The 15,461-nt window shown below is 60.5% G+C and carries 17 protein-coding genes; 5 read left to right on the top strand and 12 right to left on the bottom strand.

What is annotated here, in order from left to right; all coding sequences use genetic code 11:
• Positions 1 to 86: 86 nt before the first annotated feature.
• From EDE09_RS09230 to EDE09_RS09210, 5 genes are all read right to left on the bottom strand, one after another.
• A complete protein-coding gene (locus tag EDE09_RS09230) occupies positions 87 to 2,144 on the bottom strand; it encodes a prolyl oligopeptidase family serine peptidase (RefSeq protein ID WP_132409915.1) in 2,058 nt (685 codons plus the stop codon).
• Positions 2,145 to 2,192: 48 nt separating this feature from the next.
• Positions 2,193 to 2,585, bottom strand: coding sequence for a type II toxin-antitoxin system VapC family toxin (locus EDE09_RS09225; RefSeq protein ID WP_132409913.1), 393 nt, complete (start codon positions 2,583 to 2,585; stop codon positions 2,193 to 2,195).
• Positions 2,585 to 2,842 carry a type II toxin-antitoxin system VapB family antitoxin gene (locus EDE09_RS09220; protein WP_132409911.1) on the bottom strand — a complete coding sequence of 86 codons (258 nt, stop codon included), beginning with the start codon at positions 2,840 to 2,842 and terminating at the stop codon, positions 2,585 to 2,587. Before EDE09_RS09220 ends, EDE09_RS09225 begins: the two co-directional genes overlap by 1 nt.
• 58 nt (positions 2,843 to 2,900) lie before the next feature.
• Complete coding sequence (locus EDE09_RS09215) at positions 2,901 to 4,784, bottom strand: ABC-F family ATP-binding cassette domain-containing protein (protein WP_105373652.1); 1,884 nt, start codon at positions 4,782 to 4,784, stop codon at positions 2,901 to 2,903.
• 78 nt (positions 4,785 to 4,862) lie between these two features.
• A complete protein-coding gene (locus EDE09_RS09210; protein WP_165924144.1) occupies positions 4,863 to 5,891 on the bottom strand; it encodes a GGDEF domain-containing protein in 1,029 nt (342 codons plus the stop codon).
• Positions 5,892 to 6,116: 225 nt separating this feature from the next.
• Here EDE09_RS09210 and EDE09_RS09205 point away from each other — a divergent pair, with 225 nt between their 5' ends.
• Together EDE09_RS09205 and ndk are read left to right on the top strand one after the other, a co-directional pair.
• A complete protein-coding gene (locus EDE09_RS09205; protein WP_105375078.1) occupies positions 6,117 to 6,806 on the top strand; it encodes a glutathione S-transferase family protein in 690 nt (229 codons plus the stop codon).
• A gap of 80 nt (positions 6,807 to 6,886) precedes the next feature.
• Positions 6,887 to 7,309 (top strand): nucleoside-diphosphate kinase, encoded by a 423-nt coding sequence (ndk, locus tag EDE09_RS09200; RefSeq protein WP_105375079.1) that lies wholly within the window; start codon positions 6,887 to 6,889, stop codon positions 7,307 to 7,309.
• A 75-nt stretch (positions 7,310 to 7,384) separates the two neighbouring features.
• On the opposite strand, the gene EDE09_RS09195 is transcribed toward ndk, so the two are convergent.
• Both EDE09_RS09195 and EDE09_RS09190 read right to left on the bottom strand, forming a co-directional pair.
• Positions 7,385 to 7,885, bottom strand: coding sequence for a hypothetical protein (locus EDE09_RS09195; RefSeq protein WP_105375087.1), 501 nt, complete (start codon positions 7,883 to 7,885; stop codon positions 7,385 to 7,387).
• Entirely contained in the window at positions 7,885 to 8,433 is a 549-nt protein-coding gene (locus tag EDE09_RS09190) for a CGNR zinc finger domain-containing protein (RefSeq protein WP_132409907.1), read from the bottom strand. The genes EDE09_RS09195 and EDE09_RS09190 overlap by 1 nt, the downstream gene beginning before the upstream one ends.
• A gap of 65 nt (positions 8,434 to 8,498) precedes the next feature.
• Between EDE09_RS09190 and EDE09_RS09185 the strand changes: the two genes are divergently transcribed.
• Positions 8,499 to 9,395, top strand: coding sequence for a branched-chain amino acid ABC transporter permease (locus tag EDE09_RS09185; protein WP_132409905.1), 897 nt, complete (start codon positions 8,499 to 8,501; stop codon positions 9,393 to 9,395).
• Positions 9,396 to 9,524: 129 nt separating this feature from the next.
• Positions 9,525 to 10,013: an RICIN domain-containing protein gene (locus EDE09_RS09180; protein ID WP_165924143.1), complete on the top strand. Its 489-nt coding sequence runs from the start codon at positions 9,525 to 9,527 to the stop codon at positions 10,011 to 10,013.
• 30 nt (positions 10,014 to 10,043) lie between these two features.
• Here EDE09_RS09180 and EDE09_RS09175 read toward each other — a convergent pair whose 3' ends face one another.
• The 4 genes from EDE09_RS09175 to uvrC form a co-directional block, all read right to left on the bottom strand.
• On the bottom strand, positions 10,044 to 10,505 hold the full coding sequence (locus EDE09_RS09175) for a molybdenum cofactor biosynthesis protein MoaE (RefSeq protein WP_132409901.1): 462 nt from the start codon (positions 10,503 to 10,505) through the stop codon (positions 10,044 to 10,046).
• 4 nt (positions 10,506 to 10,509) lie between these two features.
• Positions 10,510 to 10,767 carry a molybdopterin converting factor subunit 1 gene (gene moaD, locus EDE09_RS09170; RefSeq protein WP_105375083.1) on the bottom strand — a complete coding sequence of 86 codons (258 nt, stop codon included), beginning with the start codon at positions 10,765 to 10,767 and terminating at the stop codon, positions 10,510 to 10,512.
• Positions 10,764 to 11,351, bottom strand: a complete 588-nt coding sequence (pgsA, locus tag EDE09_RS09165; RefSeq protein WP_112801837.1) for a CDP-diacylglycerol--glycerol-3-phosphate 3-phosphatidyltransferase — start codon at positions 11,349 to 11,351, stop codon at positions 10,764 to 10,766. Before pgsA ends, moaD begins: the two co-directional genes overlap by 4 nt.
• 99 nt (positions 11,352 to 11,450) lie before the next feature.
• Positions 11,451 to 13,487, bottom strand: a complete 2,037-nt coding sequence (gene uvrC / locus EDE09_RS09160) for an excinuclease ABC subunit UvrC (RefSeq protein ID WP_132409899.1) — start codon at positions 13,485 to 13,487, stop codon at positions 11,451 to 11,453.
• Positions 13,488 to 14,156: 669 nt separating this feature from the next.
• Between uvrC and EDE09_RS09155 the strand changes: the two genes are divergently transcribed.
• Positions 14,157 to 14,795, top strand: coding sequence for an outer membrane protein (locus EDE09_RS09155; RefSeq protein ID WP_105375086.1), 639 nt, complete (start codon positions 14,157 to 14,159; stop codon positions 14,793 to 14,795).
• 60 nt (positions 14,796 to 14,855) lie between these two features.
• Here the strand turns inward: EDE09_RS09155 and EDE09_RS09150 are convergent, their stop codons facing one another.
• Positions 14,856 to 15,452 carry a glutathione S-transferase gene (locus EDE09_RS09150; RefSeq protein ID WP_132410107.1) on the bottom strand — a complete coding sequence of 199 codons (597 nt, stop codon included), beginning with the start codon at positions 15,450 to 15,452 and terminating at the stop codon, positions 14,856 to 14,858.
• Positions 15,453 to 15,461 lie beyond the last annotated feature (9 nt).

Raw genomic sequence — 15,461 nt, 5'->3', positions numbered from 1 at the left:
ATGCCGACGGGTAGATTTACCAAAATTAAATGTTGTTTGTACGTTCCTCCTGATGCACGGCGCGCCAATTATCGCGTTTTCGAGCGTCAGGCCGATGAGGTCGATCCCATGATCGTCTGGCGCAGGAAGCTGTAGCCCATGGCGGGGCGTGCCGCCTGTTCGCTGGAATCGCCGGCGCCGCCGTGGCCGCCGGAGCCAAACTCGTGGAAAAGCGGCTTATGACCGCTGTCCTCCAGGCGCTTGGCGAACCGGCGGGCATGCGAGGGATGCACGCGGTCGTCATTGGAGGAACTCTCGATGTAGACGGGCGGGTATTCGATCGTTCCGGCATCCTTCACCTGGTGCAGCGGCGAGTAGGAAAGCATGTAGTGGAGGTCGGCCGGTTCGTCCGGATTGCCATATTCGTCCATCCAGGCCTTGCCGGCAGGAAACACATGGAAGCGCGCCATGTCGATGACCGGGACGCGGGTCCAGACCGCCCCGAAATCTTCCGGATAGCGGGTCAGCATAACTGCCGTCAGCAAGCCGCCATTACTGCCGCCGGTGCAGGCGATCCGCGACGGCTTTGTATAGCCACGCCTGACGAGATCGCGGGCAACCGCGACGAAATCCTCGAATGCCTTGTGCCTGCCGGTGCGCTTGGCGACGCGATGCCATTCCGGCCCGAATTCACCGCCGCCGCGGATGTAAGCCTGGACATAGGCGCCGCCCTGTTCGAGCCAGATGCCATTGGCACCGGAATAATAGGGGGAGAGAGGCGCTTCGAAACCGCCATAGCCGTACATCAGGACCGGCAGCTCGCCCTTCGCCCAGGTTTTCGGAAAGACGATATGATAAGGCACCCGGGTGCCGTCTTCCGATATGGCCTCGAGGAGTTCCGAGCGCATTCCCTCTGTGCCGAAATAGGCAGGAGCCGTCGCGGTCTGCCGAAGCGTCGCCCTGCTGGCGCGGTCCGAAAGGTCGAGGATGTAGCGGGCGGGAGGTTTGAGGAAGCCCTGGCCGATCACCTGCAGCACTTCCTCTCCCTGATGGAGATCGGCATCGAGCGTCCGGAAGGAGACCGACTGCACTTCAGCCGGGAGAGCAAGCTCCTCCGGCGCGGCATCGGCCTTGGTCAGGTCGAGGAGGAAGAATCGCGGCTCCAGGCGGTCGCTGACGATGAAGACGCACCAGGTCTTGAGCAGCGAGAACTGCGAAACGGACTGCCCCTCGCCAGGTGTGAACAGGATACGCTCCGGCTTTTTGAGTGGCTCGTCGCCAAACGGCGTGAAGCGTTGCAGGATCAGGCTCCCAATTGGAAAACGTTCGTCCGTTTTTGCCCGCCAGAGCACGTGATTGTGGTTGATCGAGAAGTCGATCTCGCTCGGCAGGTCGAGGCGGCGCAGATTTCCGTCGCCACCCCTGGCATGGATGCTCTGCTTGCCGATCTCATGGCAGGCCGCAAAGATCTCGATCGGCCGTTCGCCGGCCGCGCTGTTCCAGAACATCGGGTCGATAACGAAGCCGTAGCCGTAGACGTCGCTGTCGGCCGCTTCAAAGAGGACCGGCGCGTCCCGCGGCGTCTGGCCGCGCTTCAGACGCCGGCCCACCCGCGGCCAGCCCGAACGGGTCGCGGAAAAGTCATCGATGGAGCCGAAATAGCAGATCTCGTCGCGGCTGAGCCAACTCGCATGCGAGCGCACCGCGGGCGTGTCGAAACCGCCGTCGACGACCGATTTGGTTTCCGCGTCGAATTCGAGAAGGCGCTGCAGATCGGAGCCTCCGTCGGAAAGCTGCAGGAGAACGCGGGTCGGCTCCCAGGGACAGGTGACCGCTCCGTTATAGATCCAGCGCTTGCCCTCTTTCTGGCAGAAGTGATCGAGATCGAAGACGGGCTCCCAGGCCGCGTCGGCCCGCGCGTCCTGATCGGCCGGCAGGCGCCGCCAGACACCGAGCGGATTGTTCCTGCTGCGGTGGAAGTCGAAGAGCCACTTGCCGCGTCGTGTCGGGATGATCAGCCGGTCGTCGCGCTCGATCATCGCCTTGATCGCGTCGCGATCCTTTTCAAATTCCGCGGTCCAGAGTTTCCGGCGGGACGCCTCGTTTCGGTCGGTGATGAAAGCGAGCGTCTTCTGGTCATCGTCGGTTTCGAGAAAAAGATCCATGGCAAAGCTCTTCAACGTTCAATGGGCTTTTAAAAACGACGGACCAACTCAGGCAAGGTCCGTGAGGGTAAAGTCGTCGCCCACATAGAGCAGACCAGCCCCGGCAGCCCTGGCGCCTGCATAACGGAAGCAATCACCGAAATTTAACTTCGCCGGATGACGGCCCTTGCCGTAGCGGTCGAAGGCGTCGAGGGCTTTCGAGGCAATTTGATTCGTTGCCGGCAGGACCGTGACGTTCAGTTCAGATAACAATGAGCGGACAAGCCGCTCGGATTCCGGAACGGACAGGTTTTCTTTCCCTGACAGCACGACGGCAGCCTCATACACCACGGTGGGCCCTGTCGATCGCGGGCCGTCGGATGCCTCCAGTCGCCGGATCAAATCGTCTGATTTTGGATCGCTAAGCAGGATTTCGAAGATCGCCGACGTATCCAGAAACATCAGATTTCCCACATCTCGTCGAGGAGGGCTTTGTCATCGAAATCCGGATTCGGTTTCCCGAGCCTTTTCACTTCGTCCTGGATTGCCTTCAGCCGCTCGCGAAGCGACGGCTTCTCCGAGGTATCCGACGCTTCGGCCGTTTCCACCACGCGCTGCAGCGCTTGTCGGATCGCATCCGTCTTGGTGGGCGCGTTGAGGATTCTACGCGCCTGCTCGGCCAGTTCGTTGACGCGTTCGTCGCGGACGTAAAGGGGCATCGCGGCACCTCGTGAATATACATCGGAAGGTAGTGTATATTCACGAGGCGGACAAGGTTCAGCCCGCCATCGCCTCTTCGTATTCCGACGACAGCATCAGCCATTCCTCCTCCGCGGCGGCGAGCTTGGCTGCGGCCTCGCCGCGCTCCTTGGCTTTCTGCGCGGCCTTGGCCGGCGCCTTCTCGTAGAGTGCGGGGTCCGCAAGCTCTTTATCAAGAGCCTGAATCTGTTTCTCGAGCTTTCCTGTCAAGGATTCGATTTCGTTGATCTTTTTTCTGAGCGGGGCAAGCGAGGCGCGCTTCTCGGCATTGACCTTGCGTTGATCGGCCTTGGAGGCTGGCTCGTCTGCTGTCTGCGCCTTCTCGTCTTTCTTTCGCCCCGCAGAGATGATCAGGTCGCGGTATTCCTCAAGGTCGCCATCGAAGGTTTTGACGGTGCCTTCGTTGACCAGCCAGAGGCGGTCGACGGTCGCCTCGATCAGATGGCGGTCGTGGGAAATCAGGATGACGGCGCCGTTGTAATCGTTGAGCGCTTCGATCAGCGCCCGGCGGCTGTCGATGTCGAGATGGTTCGTCGGTTCGTCGAGGATCAGCAGGTTCGGCGCGTGGAAGGCCGCAAGGCCCATCAGAAGGCGCGCCTTTTCCCCACCGGAAAGATCCTTGGCGGCCGTGTTCATTTTTTCGGTCGCAAGTCCCATCTGGGCGACACGCGCGCGCACCTGGGCTTCCGCCGCCTGCGGCATCAGCCGGCGAACATGGTCGACGGGCGTTTCGTTGGGGATGAGATCGTCGAGCTGGTGCTGGGCGAAGAAGCCGATCTTGAGACCCGGCGCGAGTTTCATCTCGCCGCTTTCGAGTTCCAGTCGACCGGACACCAGCTTTGCGAAGGTCGACTTGCCGTTGCCGTTCGAGCCGAGCAGGGCGATGCGGTCGTCGTTGTCGATCCTCAGGCTGATATTCTTCAGGATCGGCTTGCCGGGAGCATAACCGACCGCGCCCTTGCTGATTGCCACGATCGGGGAGGCGGGCTGCTTTTCCGGCTCGGGAAAAATGATCGGCTGAACATGGTCTTCCACCACGGCGGCAACGGTGCCCATGCGCTCCAGAGCCTTAACACGGCTTTGGGCCTGTCGGGCTTTCGTAGCCTTGGCGCGGAACCGGTCGATGAAGCTCTGCAGGTGTTTGCGGGCCGCTTCGTTCTTGGCCTTCGCCTTCATCTGCAGCTCGTCTGCCTCGGCCTTCTGCCGTTCGAACTGGTCGTAGCCGCCGCGATAAAAGGTGAGCTTCTTCTGGTCGAGATGGACGATCGAGTTCACGGCATTGTTCAGAAGGTCGCGGTCGTGGCTGATGATGATGACGGTGTGCGGATACCGCCGGACATAATCCTCCAGCCACATCGTGCCTTCAAGGTCGAGATAGTTGGTCGGCTCGTCGAGCAACAGAAGGTCGGGCTCTGCGAAAAGGACGGATGCGAGCGCCACCCGCATGCGCCAGCCGCCGGAGAAGGAGGAGGCAGGGCGGTGCTGGGCCTCGTGGTCGAAGCCGAGGCCGGAAAGAATGCTGGCGGCCCGCGCTTCCGCTGAATGAGCATCGATGTCGACAAGCCGCATCTGGATTTCGGCGATGCGGTGCGGATCGGTTGCGGTCTCGGCTTCCTCGAGAAGCGCGCTGCGCTCCTTGTCGGCAGCAAGCACGATCGAGATCAGCGAGTCCTCCGTGCCCGGCGCTTCCTGCGCCACCTGGCCGATGCGGGCATTCCTTGGAATGGTCACCGAACCGCTTTCGGCCGCAAGCTCGCCGGTGATCACGCGGAAGAGAGTCGATTTGCCGGCGCCGTTGCGGCCGACAAGCCCGGCCTTCGCACCCGCCGGAAGCGTTACGCTGGCATTGTCGAGGAGAAGGCGCCCGGCAATGCGGGCGGAAAGGTCGGTAATCGTGATCATGGCGGCGGTTTTGGCCGAAACTGCCGGTGAAGGCAAGGCGGCCTCAAAGATCTGCCGAAACGAGTTCCGGGCGGGGGCCTACCGGCTGGCCTGATCGGGCATGAATACCGCCGGGCGTCCGTTCGCCTTCGAAGTTTCCAAGGCCGCTGTTGCCTGCAGGCGCAGTTGCTGCGGCGAGAAGGCGTCCCCGGCGAGCGCGACGCCGATCGAGAGCGTCAGCGTTGCCGTCGCTCTGTCGGACACCGCAAAGACGAGGTTGTCGACAATGGAAGCAGAGAGGCGTTCGGCAATCGGATATATGCTGTCGCGACCGACATCCTTGAACAGAAAGGCGAAATCCCCCTTGCCGATGCGGGCGAGGAAGTCGTTCTTCTTGATCGCCTTGCGGAAAATCGAGGCGGCTTTCCTCACGATGCGGTTGGCAGCCGGCTCGCCATAGGTCTGGGCAATGTCCGACAGGTCGTTGATGGTGACCAGGAAGAGCGCGACGTCGCGTTTGTCGGCCTCTGCGCCATAGAGCATCTCCAGGCGCTCGGCGAAGGCGGCGTGGTTCGGCAGCGCGGTCAGGCGATCCCGGAGGGTGATCGCCCGGGCGGCTGCGGTCTTCTGCTCCGAGGTGACCAGGCGATCCACCCCGGCCTTGAGCACTGCTTCGAGTTCCGTTTCCGCGACGACTGCATCCGACAAGGAAACGCTTAAGTATTCGATCTCGGCGAGGATATCCATCGGTCCCGCGTTGCTGTCTTCGCGAAGGCTGCGGGCGACGGCTTCCAGCACGCGCGTAAAACCCTGCTTTTGCGTTACGCCGCTGGTCATCTTCTCCTGCAACTCCCGGAGCAGATTGATCTCGTGGTCGCGCGATCTGGCGGGAGCAAGCGCGACAAAGCCTGGAAGTTGATACCGCAGACCGATTTCATCAAGCAGCGTTTGCGAAGGTGCGAGCGGCAGGGCCAGCACCTCGCGGGAGAGGGCAGTGTCCCCGCCGGACAAAGCCTCGTGAAAGAGTTCGTAGTTGCGCGGCAGGCCGTTGACCTCCAGCTTCGCCATGTGCTGGCTCACCACCTGCAGGGTTCGGTCGCGCACCGCTTTGCTGACTTCGCTCGTCATATCTTGCCCCACGATCCCATCGGGTTGTTCGATACAGGTTCCAGGCATGACGCGTGGCGTTTAACATCTTCTGAAGAACGGTGCTGCCGCTTTTCTCAGGGTTAAGAGAGAATGGACGACGCGGGCGGCGCGCCTATCTCCGTGATGCCATTCATGAATTTTCCTGATTGGATTTCTCCGGAGCTTTACCGTCAATATCCGCCATCTCTGACACAGGAGCCAGATATGACACGAATCCTCTATTCCCTCTGCGGTGCCGACGAGACGCGCCCGTTTTCTCCGCATTGCTGGAAGATCGTGCTGGCGCTTCATCACAAGGGTCTGGAGTTCATCGAGAAGCCGATGCCTTTTACCGAGATACCGAAGGTCGAGAACGGATTTTCGAAGACTGTTCCGATCCTGAGGGACGGTAACGAACTGATCCGCGACAGCTTCGATATCGCGCTTTACCTTGAGGATACCTATCCGGGCCGTCCGACTCTGTTCGGTGGCGAGGGCGGCAAGGCCCTGGCCCGGTTTGTCGAGGGTTTCTCGCAGATGGTGATCCATACGGCGATCACGAAGATCGCGGTGAAGAACATCCACGACATGTTGGGCGAGACCGATCGGGTTTATTTCCGTCAGAGCCGCGAGGCGCGCCTCGGCAAAACGCTGGAGGAGCTTGAAGCCGGCCGCTCCGCCGAGATCGCCGCTTTCGCGGCAAAGCTCGAGCCGATCCGCCATACGCTGAAGTATCAGGAATTCATCGGCGGCGACGGACCGCTCTTTGCGGACTACATCCTCTTTGGCGCCCTGCAGTGGATGCGCATCACCGCCGGCACGGATGTCTTCAAGGACGATGATCCCGTCGGACGCTGGTTCGAGCGCTGCCTGGACCTGCATGAAGGGGCAGGGCGGCGTGTGACAGCGGCGTGAAATTGCCTGAACCCCCTTGTTTCCAATGAAAGGGGCGGGTAAAGACCGCCCACTTTCCGTTCGAGACAAAGGATAGATCAATGGCGATTGAACGCACGTTTTCGATGATCAAGCCGGATGCCACTAAGCGCAACCTGACCGGCGCCATCACCAAGGTGTTTGAAGACAACGGCCTGCGCGTCATCGCTTCCAAGCGCGTTTGGATGAGCAAGCGCGAAGCCGAGGGCTTCTACGCCGTCCATAAGGAGCGCCCGTTCTTTGGCGAGCTCGTCGAAGGCATGACCTCCGGCCCGACCGTCGTTCAGGTTCTCGAAGGCGAAAACGCCATCCTCAAGAACCGCGAAATCATGGGTGCCACCAACCCGGCCAACGCTGACGAAGGCACCATCCGCAAGACCTTCGCGCTGTCGATCGGCGAAAACTCGGTTCACGGCTCCGACGCTCCGGAAACCGCTGCCCAGGAAATCGCCTACTGGTTCTCCGAAACCGAAATCGTCGGCTGATTGCCGCAAGGCAGGTGATCGAGAAATGGGCCGGGGCGAAAGCTCCGGCTTTTTCATGCCCCTCTCATTTAATCTTCAGGCCGGACAATCGGCCACTGGCGAATAGTCAGCGCTGCCATCGGGCTTGAACACGTCGGGGTTCGGATCATAGCCCGGACCGACCACCAGCGGTTTTGCGGGCAGTACGCTTTGATCGACATCCGATGTGACGGTGGTTTCGATCGTCTGGAGCGGTGTGCCGTTGCTGTCGAGAATGCGGATTGTCACCGCATAGGGGCGGTCCTGCCGGACACATTCGATCGGCGGGCTGGCAAGCGAAATCTTGTCCATCCTCGGAAACAGTTTCTCCCGGATGGTCAACGGGTCTCCGCCTCGCGGATTCTCGAACTCTGCCTCGACAGAACCGTCTTCGGGAAGAGTGCCAATTCGTCTCAGCGTCACCAGATAGTTCGCTGTCGCCACGCGGTAGTTGAAGACGAACATCCGTCCGGAAAGCTCGGCAAGCTGCTGCTCGGCTTCGCGCTGACAGGCGGTCAGCAGAAGCGCGGCAAGACTACAGACAATCAGCCGTCTCATCATGGCGCGGCTTCCTTCTTTTTTCGATGATAGTGGCGGCTGGCCTTTGCCCGGTTGCCGCAGACGGTCATGTCGCACCAGGTGCGGCTGCGGTTCTTGCTGCGGTCGACGAACAGCCAGCCGCAATTGCCGCAGATCTTCAGCCGTGTGATTTCTCCATCCGCGAGAAGGCGAAGGGCGGAATGCGCGGTGGCCGCCTCGAGCGAACCTTTGTCCGCACGGCGCAGGACGGCGGCAGTCGCTTCGAGAAGATCGGCTAAAAGACCATATCCGTCATTCTCCAGAATACGGGCGCGAAAATAACGGTCGATGGCCTCCCGCAATGCCAGGAAGGGCAACCGGTTTCGGGATGGCACCGGTGCAAGCTCACCGAACAGGGAGCGTTCGGCCGAAAATACGCCTGTTGCCTTCGCAAAGGCGTCCATCTGCTCCGGCTCGGCGAAACGATCGACACTACGTGCGGGATCGAAACGCAGGATGACGCTGTTGGCAACATCGAGCGCCAGAGCGCCTCCGGCAAAACGGTGCGGGGTCCAAGAAAAGCTCATGTCATCATTATAACTGGCGAAAGCCATTTTACCAGTTATATTAGGCAGAGATTCGGAAAGGATCGATGGCTTATCTGCTGCAGCAACTGGCGAATGCCTTGCCGTTGGCAGCGCTTTATGCGGCGCTTGCCTTCGGCTACTCCATTGCCTTTGCCGTGACCAAGCGTGCGGACATCACCTATGGCGCGATCTTCGCCTTTTCCGGGCATGTCTATTTGATATTTGCCCATTTCGGCTGGAACCAGCTGTGGCTGATCTTTCCCGCAGCACTTGGCCTTGGTGCCGCAGCTGCACTGGCCGGCGGTCTCGGAGCAGGGGTGATCGCCGGCCGGTTCGTCATGCGGCCGCTTGCGAGAATTTCGCCGAACGCGGTAATCGTCGCCTCGCTTGGCGTGCTGATGGTGCTGATGGAGGGGGCAAGGCTTGCGGCAAACACGCGCGAGCTCTGGCTGCCGCCTTTCCTCAACAATCCCCTAGTTTTCTGGCGCGGGGACGGATTTCCGGTCACGCTGACGATGATCCAGCTCATCAATGTCGCGGCAATGCTGATGATGATCACCTCCGGCCATCTTGTGCTCGCCAATACCCGCTGGGGCCGTGTCTGGCGAGCGGTCGCAGACGATCCGCTGGCGGCAGAGCTCTCCGGTACCAATTCCTCGTTGGTCTTCGTCATCTCCTATGTGGCGGCGGCACTCTATGCCTCTGTCTGCGGGGTGCTCGCGACTTCCCATTACGGCACGATGGATTTTGGCGCAGGCCTGCTGTTCGGGCTGAAGGTGGTGCTGATTGCCGCCGCCGGCGGCCATTCCAACCCCTTGCGCTCAGCCGCCGGCGCCGCCGTCATCGGCTTTGCCGAAACGCTCTGGAGCGGTTACGGCCCGATCGTCTGGCGCGACCTGTTCATCGTTTCGGTGCTTGTGGGCGTGTTGGTGATGAGCAGGCGGGAGAGGGCGATCCCCTGAGCGGACGGTTTGCAGCGGCTTCCATGCTTCTTTCGGGGAAAAGCGCTTTTGCGAGTTCCATTCGATCGTCACTTGGCTAATGTCGCCATGCCGCTAAGTCTCCCCACCGACCCTCCAGGACATACGATCATGCTCAGCAAGTCTCTTTGCCTGCTTTTCTCGGCTTCAATCATGCTGCTGCCGGCGACCGTTCGGGCGCAGTCCGTTGAATTGACTACCCAGTTCAGAGGGTCCGGCATGGCGCTCGAGGCTGTGACCGATGGTCCTTTCGCGGGATTGGGGCAGTTGACCTCGCGCGATGGCAATCCGGGCCAGCGGTGGATGATCTCGTCGGAAGGCAACTGGCTGCGATTGCGCAACGAGCGGACCGGCAACGGGATGTGCCTCGACGTGATCAATGGTGGTGACCGCAACCATTTTGTGGAAATGCGGCCTTGCGGCCACTATTCCGGCCAGTTCTGGCATATGCGCGGAGATGGCAACGACATCAGGCTGACGACGCAATTTCTGGGTGATGGAATGTGCCTGGACATCGTCAACGGCGGGATGGCCGACAATCTGGCCCACATGGTCCCTTGCGCCAACTATTCCGGGCAATTGTGGCAGGTGAGGCCTTAAGCCAGCCAACGAGATTGGTTGGCCCGACGGCTATATCCACTTGTCCCGCGCTCTGTCATCCGCATCCTTGGCGGATACCCAGTCGCGGGCCGTGCCGTCTGCCGCATGCTCCTTCTTCCAGAACGGGGCGGAGGTCTTCAGGAAATCCATCATGAAGCCGGCGCCGTCGAAGGCAGCCTGGCGATGCGGCGCTGCCGCGACCACCAGCACGATATTCTCGCCCGGCGTGATTTTTCCGTAGCGGTGGATGGCAGTGAGCCCCAGGAGCGAGAAGCGTTCGATGGCGATCTCGGCGATACGGCGCATTTCGGCCACCGCCATGCCGGGATAATGCTCAAGCTCAAGCGCGGAAAGCATGCCCTGCTCGTCGCGGCAGAGACCGCTGAAGGTAACCATCGCGCCGATGTCCCTGCGGCCGGCAGTCAGGATTTCCACCTCGGATCGGAGGTCGAAGTCCTGGCTCTGCACCTGGATCCGCGGTTCGACTGTCACGGTTTCACCCTCCGGTCATCGGCGGGAAAATGCCGATTTCCCGCGCGCCGGCGATCTTTTCCGAATGCTCGACATGCTCCTGGTCGATCGCCACCCGAATCACCTCCGGATATTGAAGCGCGTTCTCGTATTCCTCGCCCAAGCCCTTCAGATGATTCAGCAAGTCGCGCACGGTGACGACATTTTCCGGAATGGTGATTTCCTCTTCCGGCTTGCCGATCCGTTCGCGCACCCAGGCGAAATAGACGAGTTTGGTGCTCATTCTTCGTCAACCAGATGTTTCAGGCCGGCCTTGAAGTAGTCGTAGCCCGTGTAAAAGGTGAGGATCGCCGCAATCCACAGAAGCGCGATGCCGATTTCGGTAATATAGGGCATGATCTTGTCGCCGGCGGGGCCGGCAAGCAGAAAGGCGATCGCCACCATCTGGATGGTCGTTTTCCACTTGGCGATGCGCGTCACCGGTACCGACACCTTCAGTGCCGCGAGATATTCGCGCAGGCCGGAGACGAGGATTTCGCGGCACAGAATGGTGATCGCCGCCCAGAGCGACCAGCCGGCAATCGTCCCGTCCGCAGCCATCAGGAGCAGCACGGAGGCGACGAGAAGCTTGTCGGCAATCGGGTCCAGCATCCGGCCGATATTGGATGTCTGGTTCCAGATGCGGGCGAGATAGCCGTCGAGATAGTCGGTGAGGGAAGCGATCACGAAGATCGTCAGGCCCGCCCAGCGGGCGAAATCCGAACTTTCGAGCCGGCCCTCCACGAAGAAGCAGAGAACGATGACGGGCACGGCAACGATGCGCGCATAGGTGAGCAGGTTGGGGATGTTGTATGCGCGGGAAGCCATGGACGACCTGTTAGCTCTATTTGTTCCTAGTTGATGCCTGAAGCCGCGCCCGTCAACATGCCTTCGCGGCTTTTTTGAAAAGGATTGCGGCAGAGCCGCTTACCCGGCGCGGTTCTCGTGAAAGTGATTGTAGATCTGTTTCGCCACGGCTTCGGAAATGCCCTCCACTGCCATGAGATCCGTAAGGCCAGCGCGGGACACGGCTTTTGCCGTACCGAAATGCTGCAGCAGCTTACGCTTTCGGCCAGGTCCTATGCCGGAAATCTCGTCCAGGGGATTGCGGACCATTTCCTTCTTACGGCGGGCTCGATGCGAGCCGATCGCGAAGCGGTGCGCCTCGTCGCGCATCCGCTGGATGAAATAAAGCACCGGATCGCGCGGCGGCAGCGAAAAGTCGCTCTTTCCGTCCACGAAGAAACGCTCGCGGCCGGCCTCGCGGTCGACGCCCTTTGCAACACCGATCGCCGTTACGACATCCCGAATGCCGAGTTCGTCGAGAATGGAGCGGACGGCGGTCATCTGCCCCTGTCCGCCGTCGATGAGGATCACATCCGGCCAAGCGGGGAAGGCGGCATCTGCGGCATCTTCGGCTGTGGCCGCCGATCCGCTGCGGTCGGGGAGGCCCTCTTCCTTGATGAGGCGCGAAAACCGGCGCGTCATCACCTCCCGCATCATACCGAAGTCGTCCCCGGGGGTGATGTCGGTCGATTTGATGTTGAACTTGCGGTACTGGTTCTTCACGAAGCCTTCCGGCCCCGCCACCACCATGCCGCCTACCGCATTGGTGCCCATGATGTGGGAGTTGTCGTAGATCTCGACCCGGCGCGGAGTGTAGGGCAGGGCGAAAGTTTCGGCAAAGCCGGCAAGAAGCCGCGCCTGCGAAGCCGTCTCGGCGAGCTTGCGGCCATGCGCCTCGCGGGCATTCGCCAGAACGTGATCGACGAGGTCCCTCTTTTCGCCGCGCTGCGGCACCGAGATCACCACCTTGTGGCCGGCCTTTTCGCAGAAGGCCATCGCGAGCAGTTCCTGTTCCTCCACGGTCTCGGAAAGAAGGATCTGCCGCGGCACCGGTTTGTCGTCGTAGAACTGCGCGAGAAAGGCATTGAGCACTTCCGCGGGAGAAAGCTGCGGGTCGGCCTTTGGGAAATAGGCGCGGTTGCCCCAGTTCTGGCCGGTGCGGAAAAAGAAGACCTGGATGCAGGACAGTCCGCCCTCATGATGGATGGCGAAGACATCCGCCTCCTCGACGCCGGCCGGATTGATGCCCTGGTGGCTCTGGACATGCGACAGCGCGGCGAGCCGGTCGCGATAGACCGCCGCGCGCTCGAAATCGAGATATTCGGAGGCTTCCGCCATCTGGCTGGCAATCGCCGCCTTCACGTTCTGGCTTCTGCCGGAAAGAAAGTCCTTCGCCTCGCTGACGAGCGCGGCATAACCCTCGTCGCTTATCTCGTGGGTGCAGGGGCCGGAGCAACGCTTGATCTGGTAAAGCAGGCAAGGACGGGTGCGGGTTTCGAAGACGCTGTCGGTGCAGGTGCGCAACAGGAAGGCGCGCTGCAGTGAGTTGATCGTGCGGCCGACGGCTGCAGCCGAGGCAAATGGGCCGAAATAATCGCCCTTGCGGGCACGCGCGCCCCGATGTTTGAAGATCGCCGGTGCCCGGTGATCGCCGGTGATCAGAATATAGGGAAAAGACTTGTCGTCACGCAGAAGCACGTTGAAGCGCGGGCGCAGGCGCTTGATCAGGTTCGCCTCGAGCAGCAGTGCCTCGGTTTCCGTCCGCGTCGTGACGAATTCCATATGCGTCGTCTCGCGCACCATGCGGGCGATGCGGTTGGAATGGACGCGGCCCTTGGCATAGTTGCCGACGCGTTTCTTGAGGCTGCGCGCCTTGCCGACATAGAGCACGTCGGCCGCTTCGTTGAACATCCGGTAGACGCCGGGCGCGTTGGGCAGGTGCTTGACGAATTCGGCGATCAGCTCGGCACCCTTCAGGCCGCTCTCGTTCTTGGGCGCTTCGTTCCAGTCGACCGACGCGACGATCCCTTCGACGGGCTCGCTCACCGGAGCGTCGTCGTCATCCTCTTCGGTTTCGTCATAAAGAACGCCGCCATCCGGCAGCTTCGTTCCATTCATTCCAAAGTCTCCGCCAGATGCCGGAACGGAGCCGGTCGCTGGCCATCGCCGATTCGAACCATGAGCCCGTGATCGGCGGCTTGTCAAAGTTTTGCGGGCGGTTGGGCTGACCTCGCATCAGGCCGCAAGGCAGAGATAGTGAATCGCCTCCTGTTTGGAAAGTGAAGAACGCTGTCCGGGCATTTATGGCCGTAGCCACGGGCGCGCCGGAGGGGGCGATTGTTTGAGGCGGAAATTTGGCAACGGACGCCACCAGTGCTGGCGGATTTCGAAAGGAGATGCAGGCGGCCAGCTATTATTGCAGTGCAGAACTGCGATTTTTCCCACCTTTGTCTCCACTGTTCTGAAGACAGAAGTCGAAAATTCACCGTTGGCCGCGTACAGCAGGCGAGGGGAAACATATTGACGAAGGAGTTCTTTGAATTTAAGAAGTAATTAATCGGAGTAAAGACGCGTATATTTAAATTAATGGATAAGTAAGGTTAATGTTATACATGTTGCGCTATAGCAACATCAAATTTTGGCCTTTCACGCGCCACAATCAATTCACATTTCGGCTCTTTCATTTCCTCAATTCGCATCCACATTCGGCCTCAGCGGGCAGGGAACAAAGCCGTCGCAGCATTTGGTCGCGACGGATCCCGGCACAGCAGTAAAAGGAGAAAATGTATGCGTACTCTTATCGCAACTCTGATGGCCTCGGCAGCCAGCTTCATCGCCATCTCCGCGGCCAATGCCGCTGATGCCGTCGACCAGATTCCGCAGGCTCCGGCAGCAGTCGAAGAGCCGGCACCGGTCGCAAATTGGGCAGGTTTCTACCTCGGTGGTTACGGTTCTTATGATTGGGGCCGTTTCGGTGGTGCTGGCGATCGCGATGGCGCATTCGGCGGCGGTGCCTACACCGGCTACAACTGGCAGTCCGGCCAGATCGTTTACGGTGTTGAAGCCGATGTCGGCTACAACGGCGAAAAGAACACCACGATCGAAGGCTACGAAGGCAAGGCCGGCTGGAACGGCTCCGTTCGTGCCCGCGTCGGTTACGACCTGAACCCCTTCCTGATCTACGGTACCGGCGGTGTCGCCCTTCAGGACAACGAACTGAGCGACGCGACCTCTTCGGAAAACAAGACCGCAGTCGGTTACACTGTGGGTGCCGGTGCAGAAGCCATGGTCACCAACAACATCACCGCTCGTGTCGAGTACCGCTATACGGACTTCGGTTCGGACCGTTACAGCCTGGATTCCGGGTCGGTTTCCAAGGGCTACGACGATCACAGTGTCAAGGTCGGTATCGGCGTCAAGTTCTAAGTCCATCGCCTTTACAGGCTTGGGAAGCCCGGACTTTCTCGGTCCGGGCTTTTTTCATGCTCAGCCGGCCGATTTCATCTCGCCATAGTGCGAAAAGCGCTTGCTAAAAACATCCGGCCAGGAAGCCAGTTCCGGACGACCCTCGGCCCACTGTCCATCGAAGCGCAGGTCGAGATAACCGATCAGTGCCGCCAGTGCGAAATGGCCGCCATGCAGTTTCTTGCCCGTCTTCGGCAGGTTCTTTTCCAGATAGTCGAGGCCGCGAACGGTCTTTTCCCACTGCTTGTCGATCCAGGGTTGGTAGATCTTGTCTTCAGGCCGGAGACGGCGCTCGTAGATGATCGCCAGCAGGCAATCCATGATGCCATCGCACAAGGCCTCCAGAACTTCGGCCTCGGTGCGCTTTTCATCCTTCCTCGGGTAGAGCTTTCCGCCCGACAGCCGGTCGAGATAATGCATGATTGCGACGCTGTCATAGATCGGCGGCTCGCCGTCCCGGATCAACACCGGAATCTTGCCGAGCGGATTGTTGTCGATGAGTTCAGCGGGATTGGCGTTGGTGTCGGTCTTCACCTCGGTAATCCGGATGCCGAGATAGCGGGCGGCCATCCGCGTCTTGGCGGCATAGGGGGAGGCCGGCGAGTATAGCAGCTTCATCATTGATCC

Source organism: Neorhizobium sp. S3-V5DH (genome assembly GCF_004343065.1).
Taxonomy (GTDB): domain Bacteria; phylum Pseudomonadota; class Alphaproteobacteria; order Rhizobiales; family Rhizobiaceae; genus Neorhizobium; species Neorhizobium huautlense.
The sequence above is the reverse complement of the archived record's forward strand: the minus strand, read 5'-3'. Positions and strand labels throughout refer to the sequence as shown.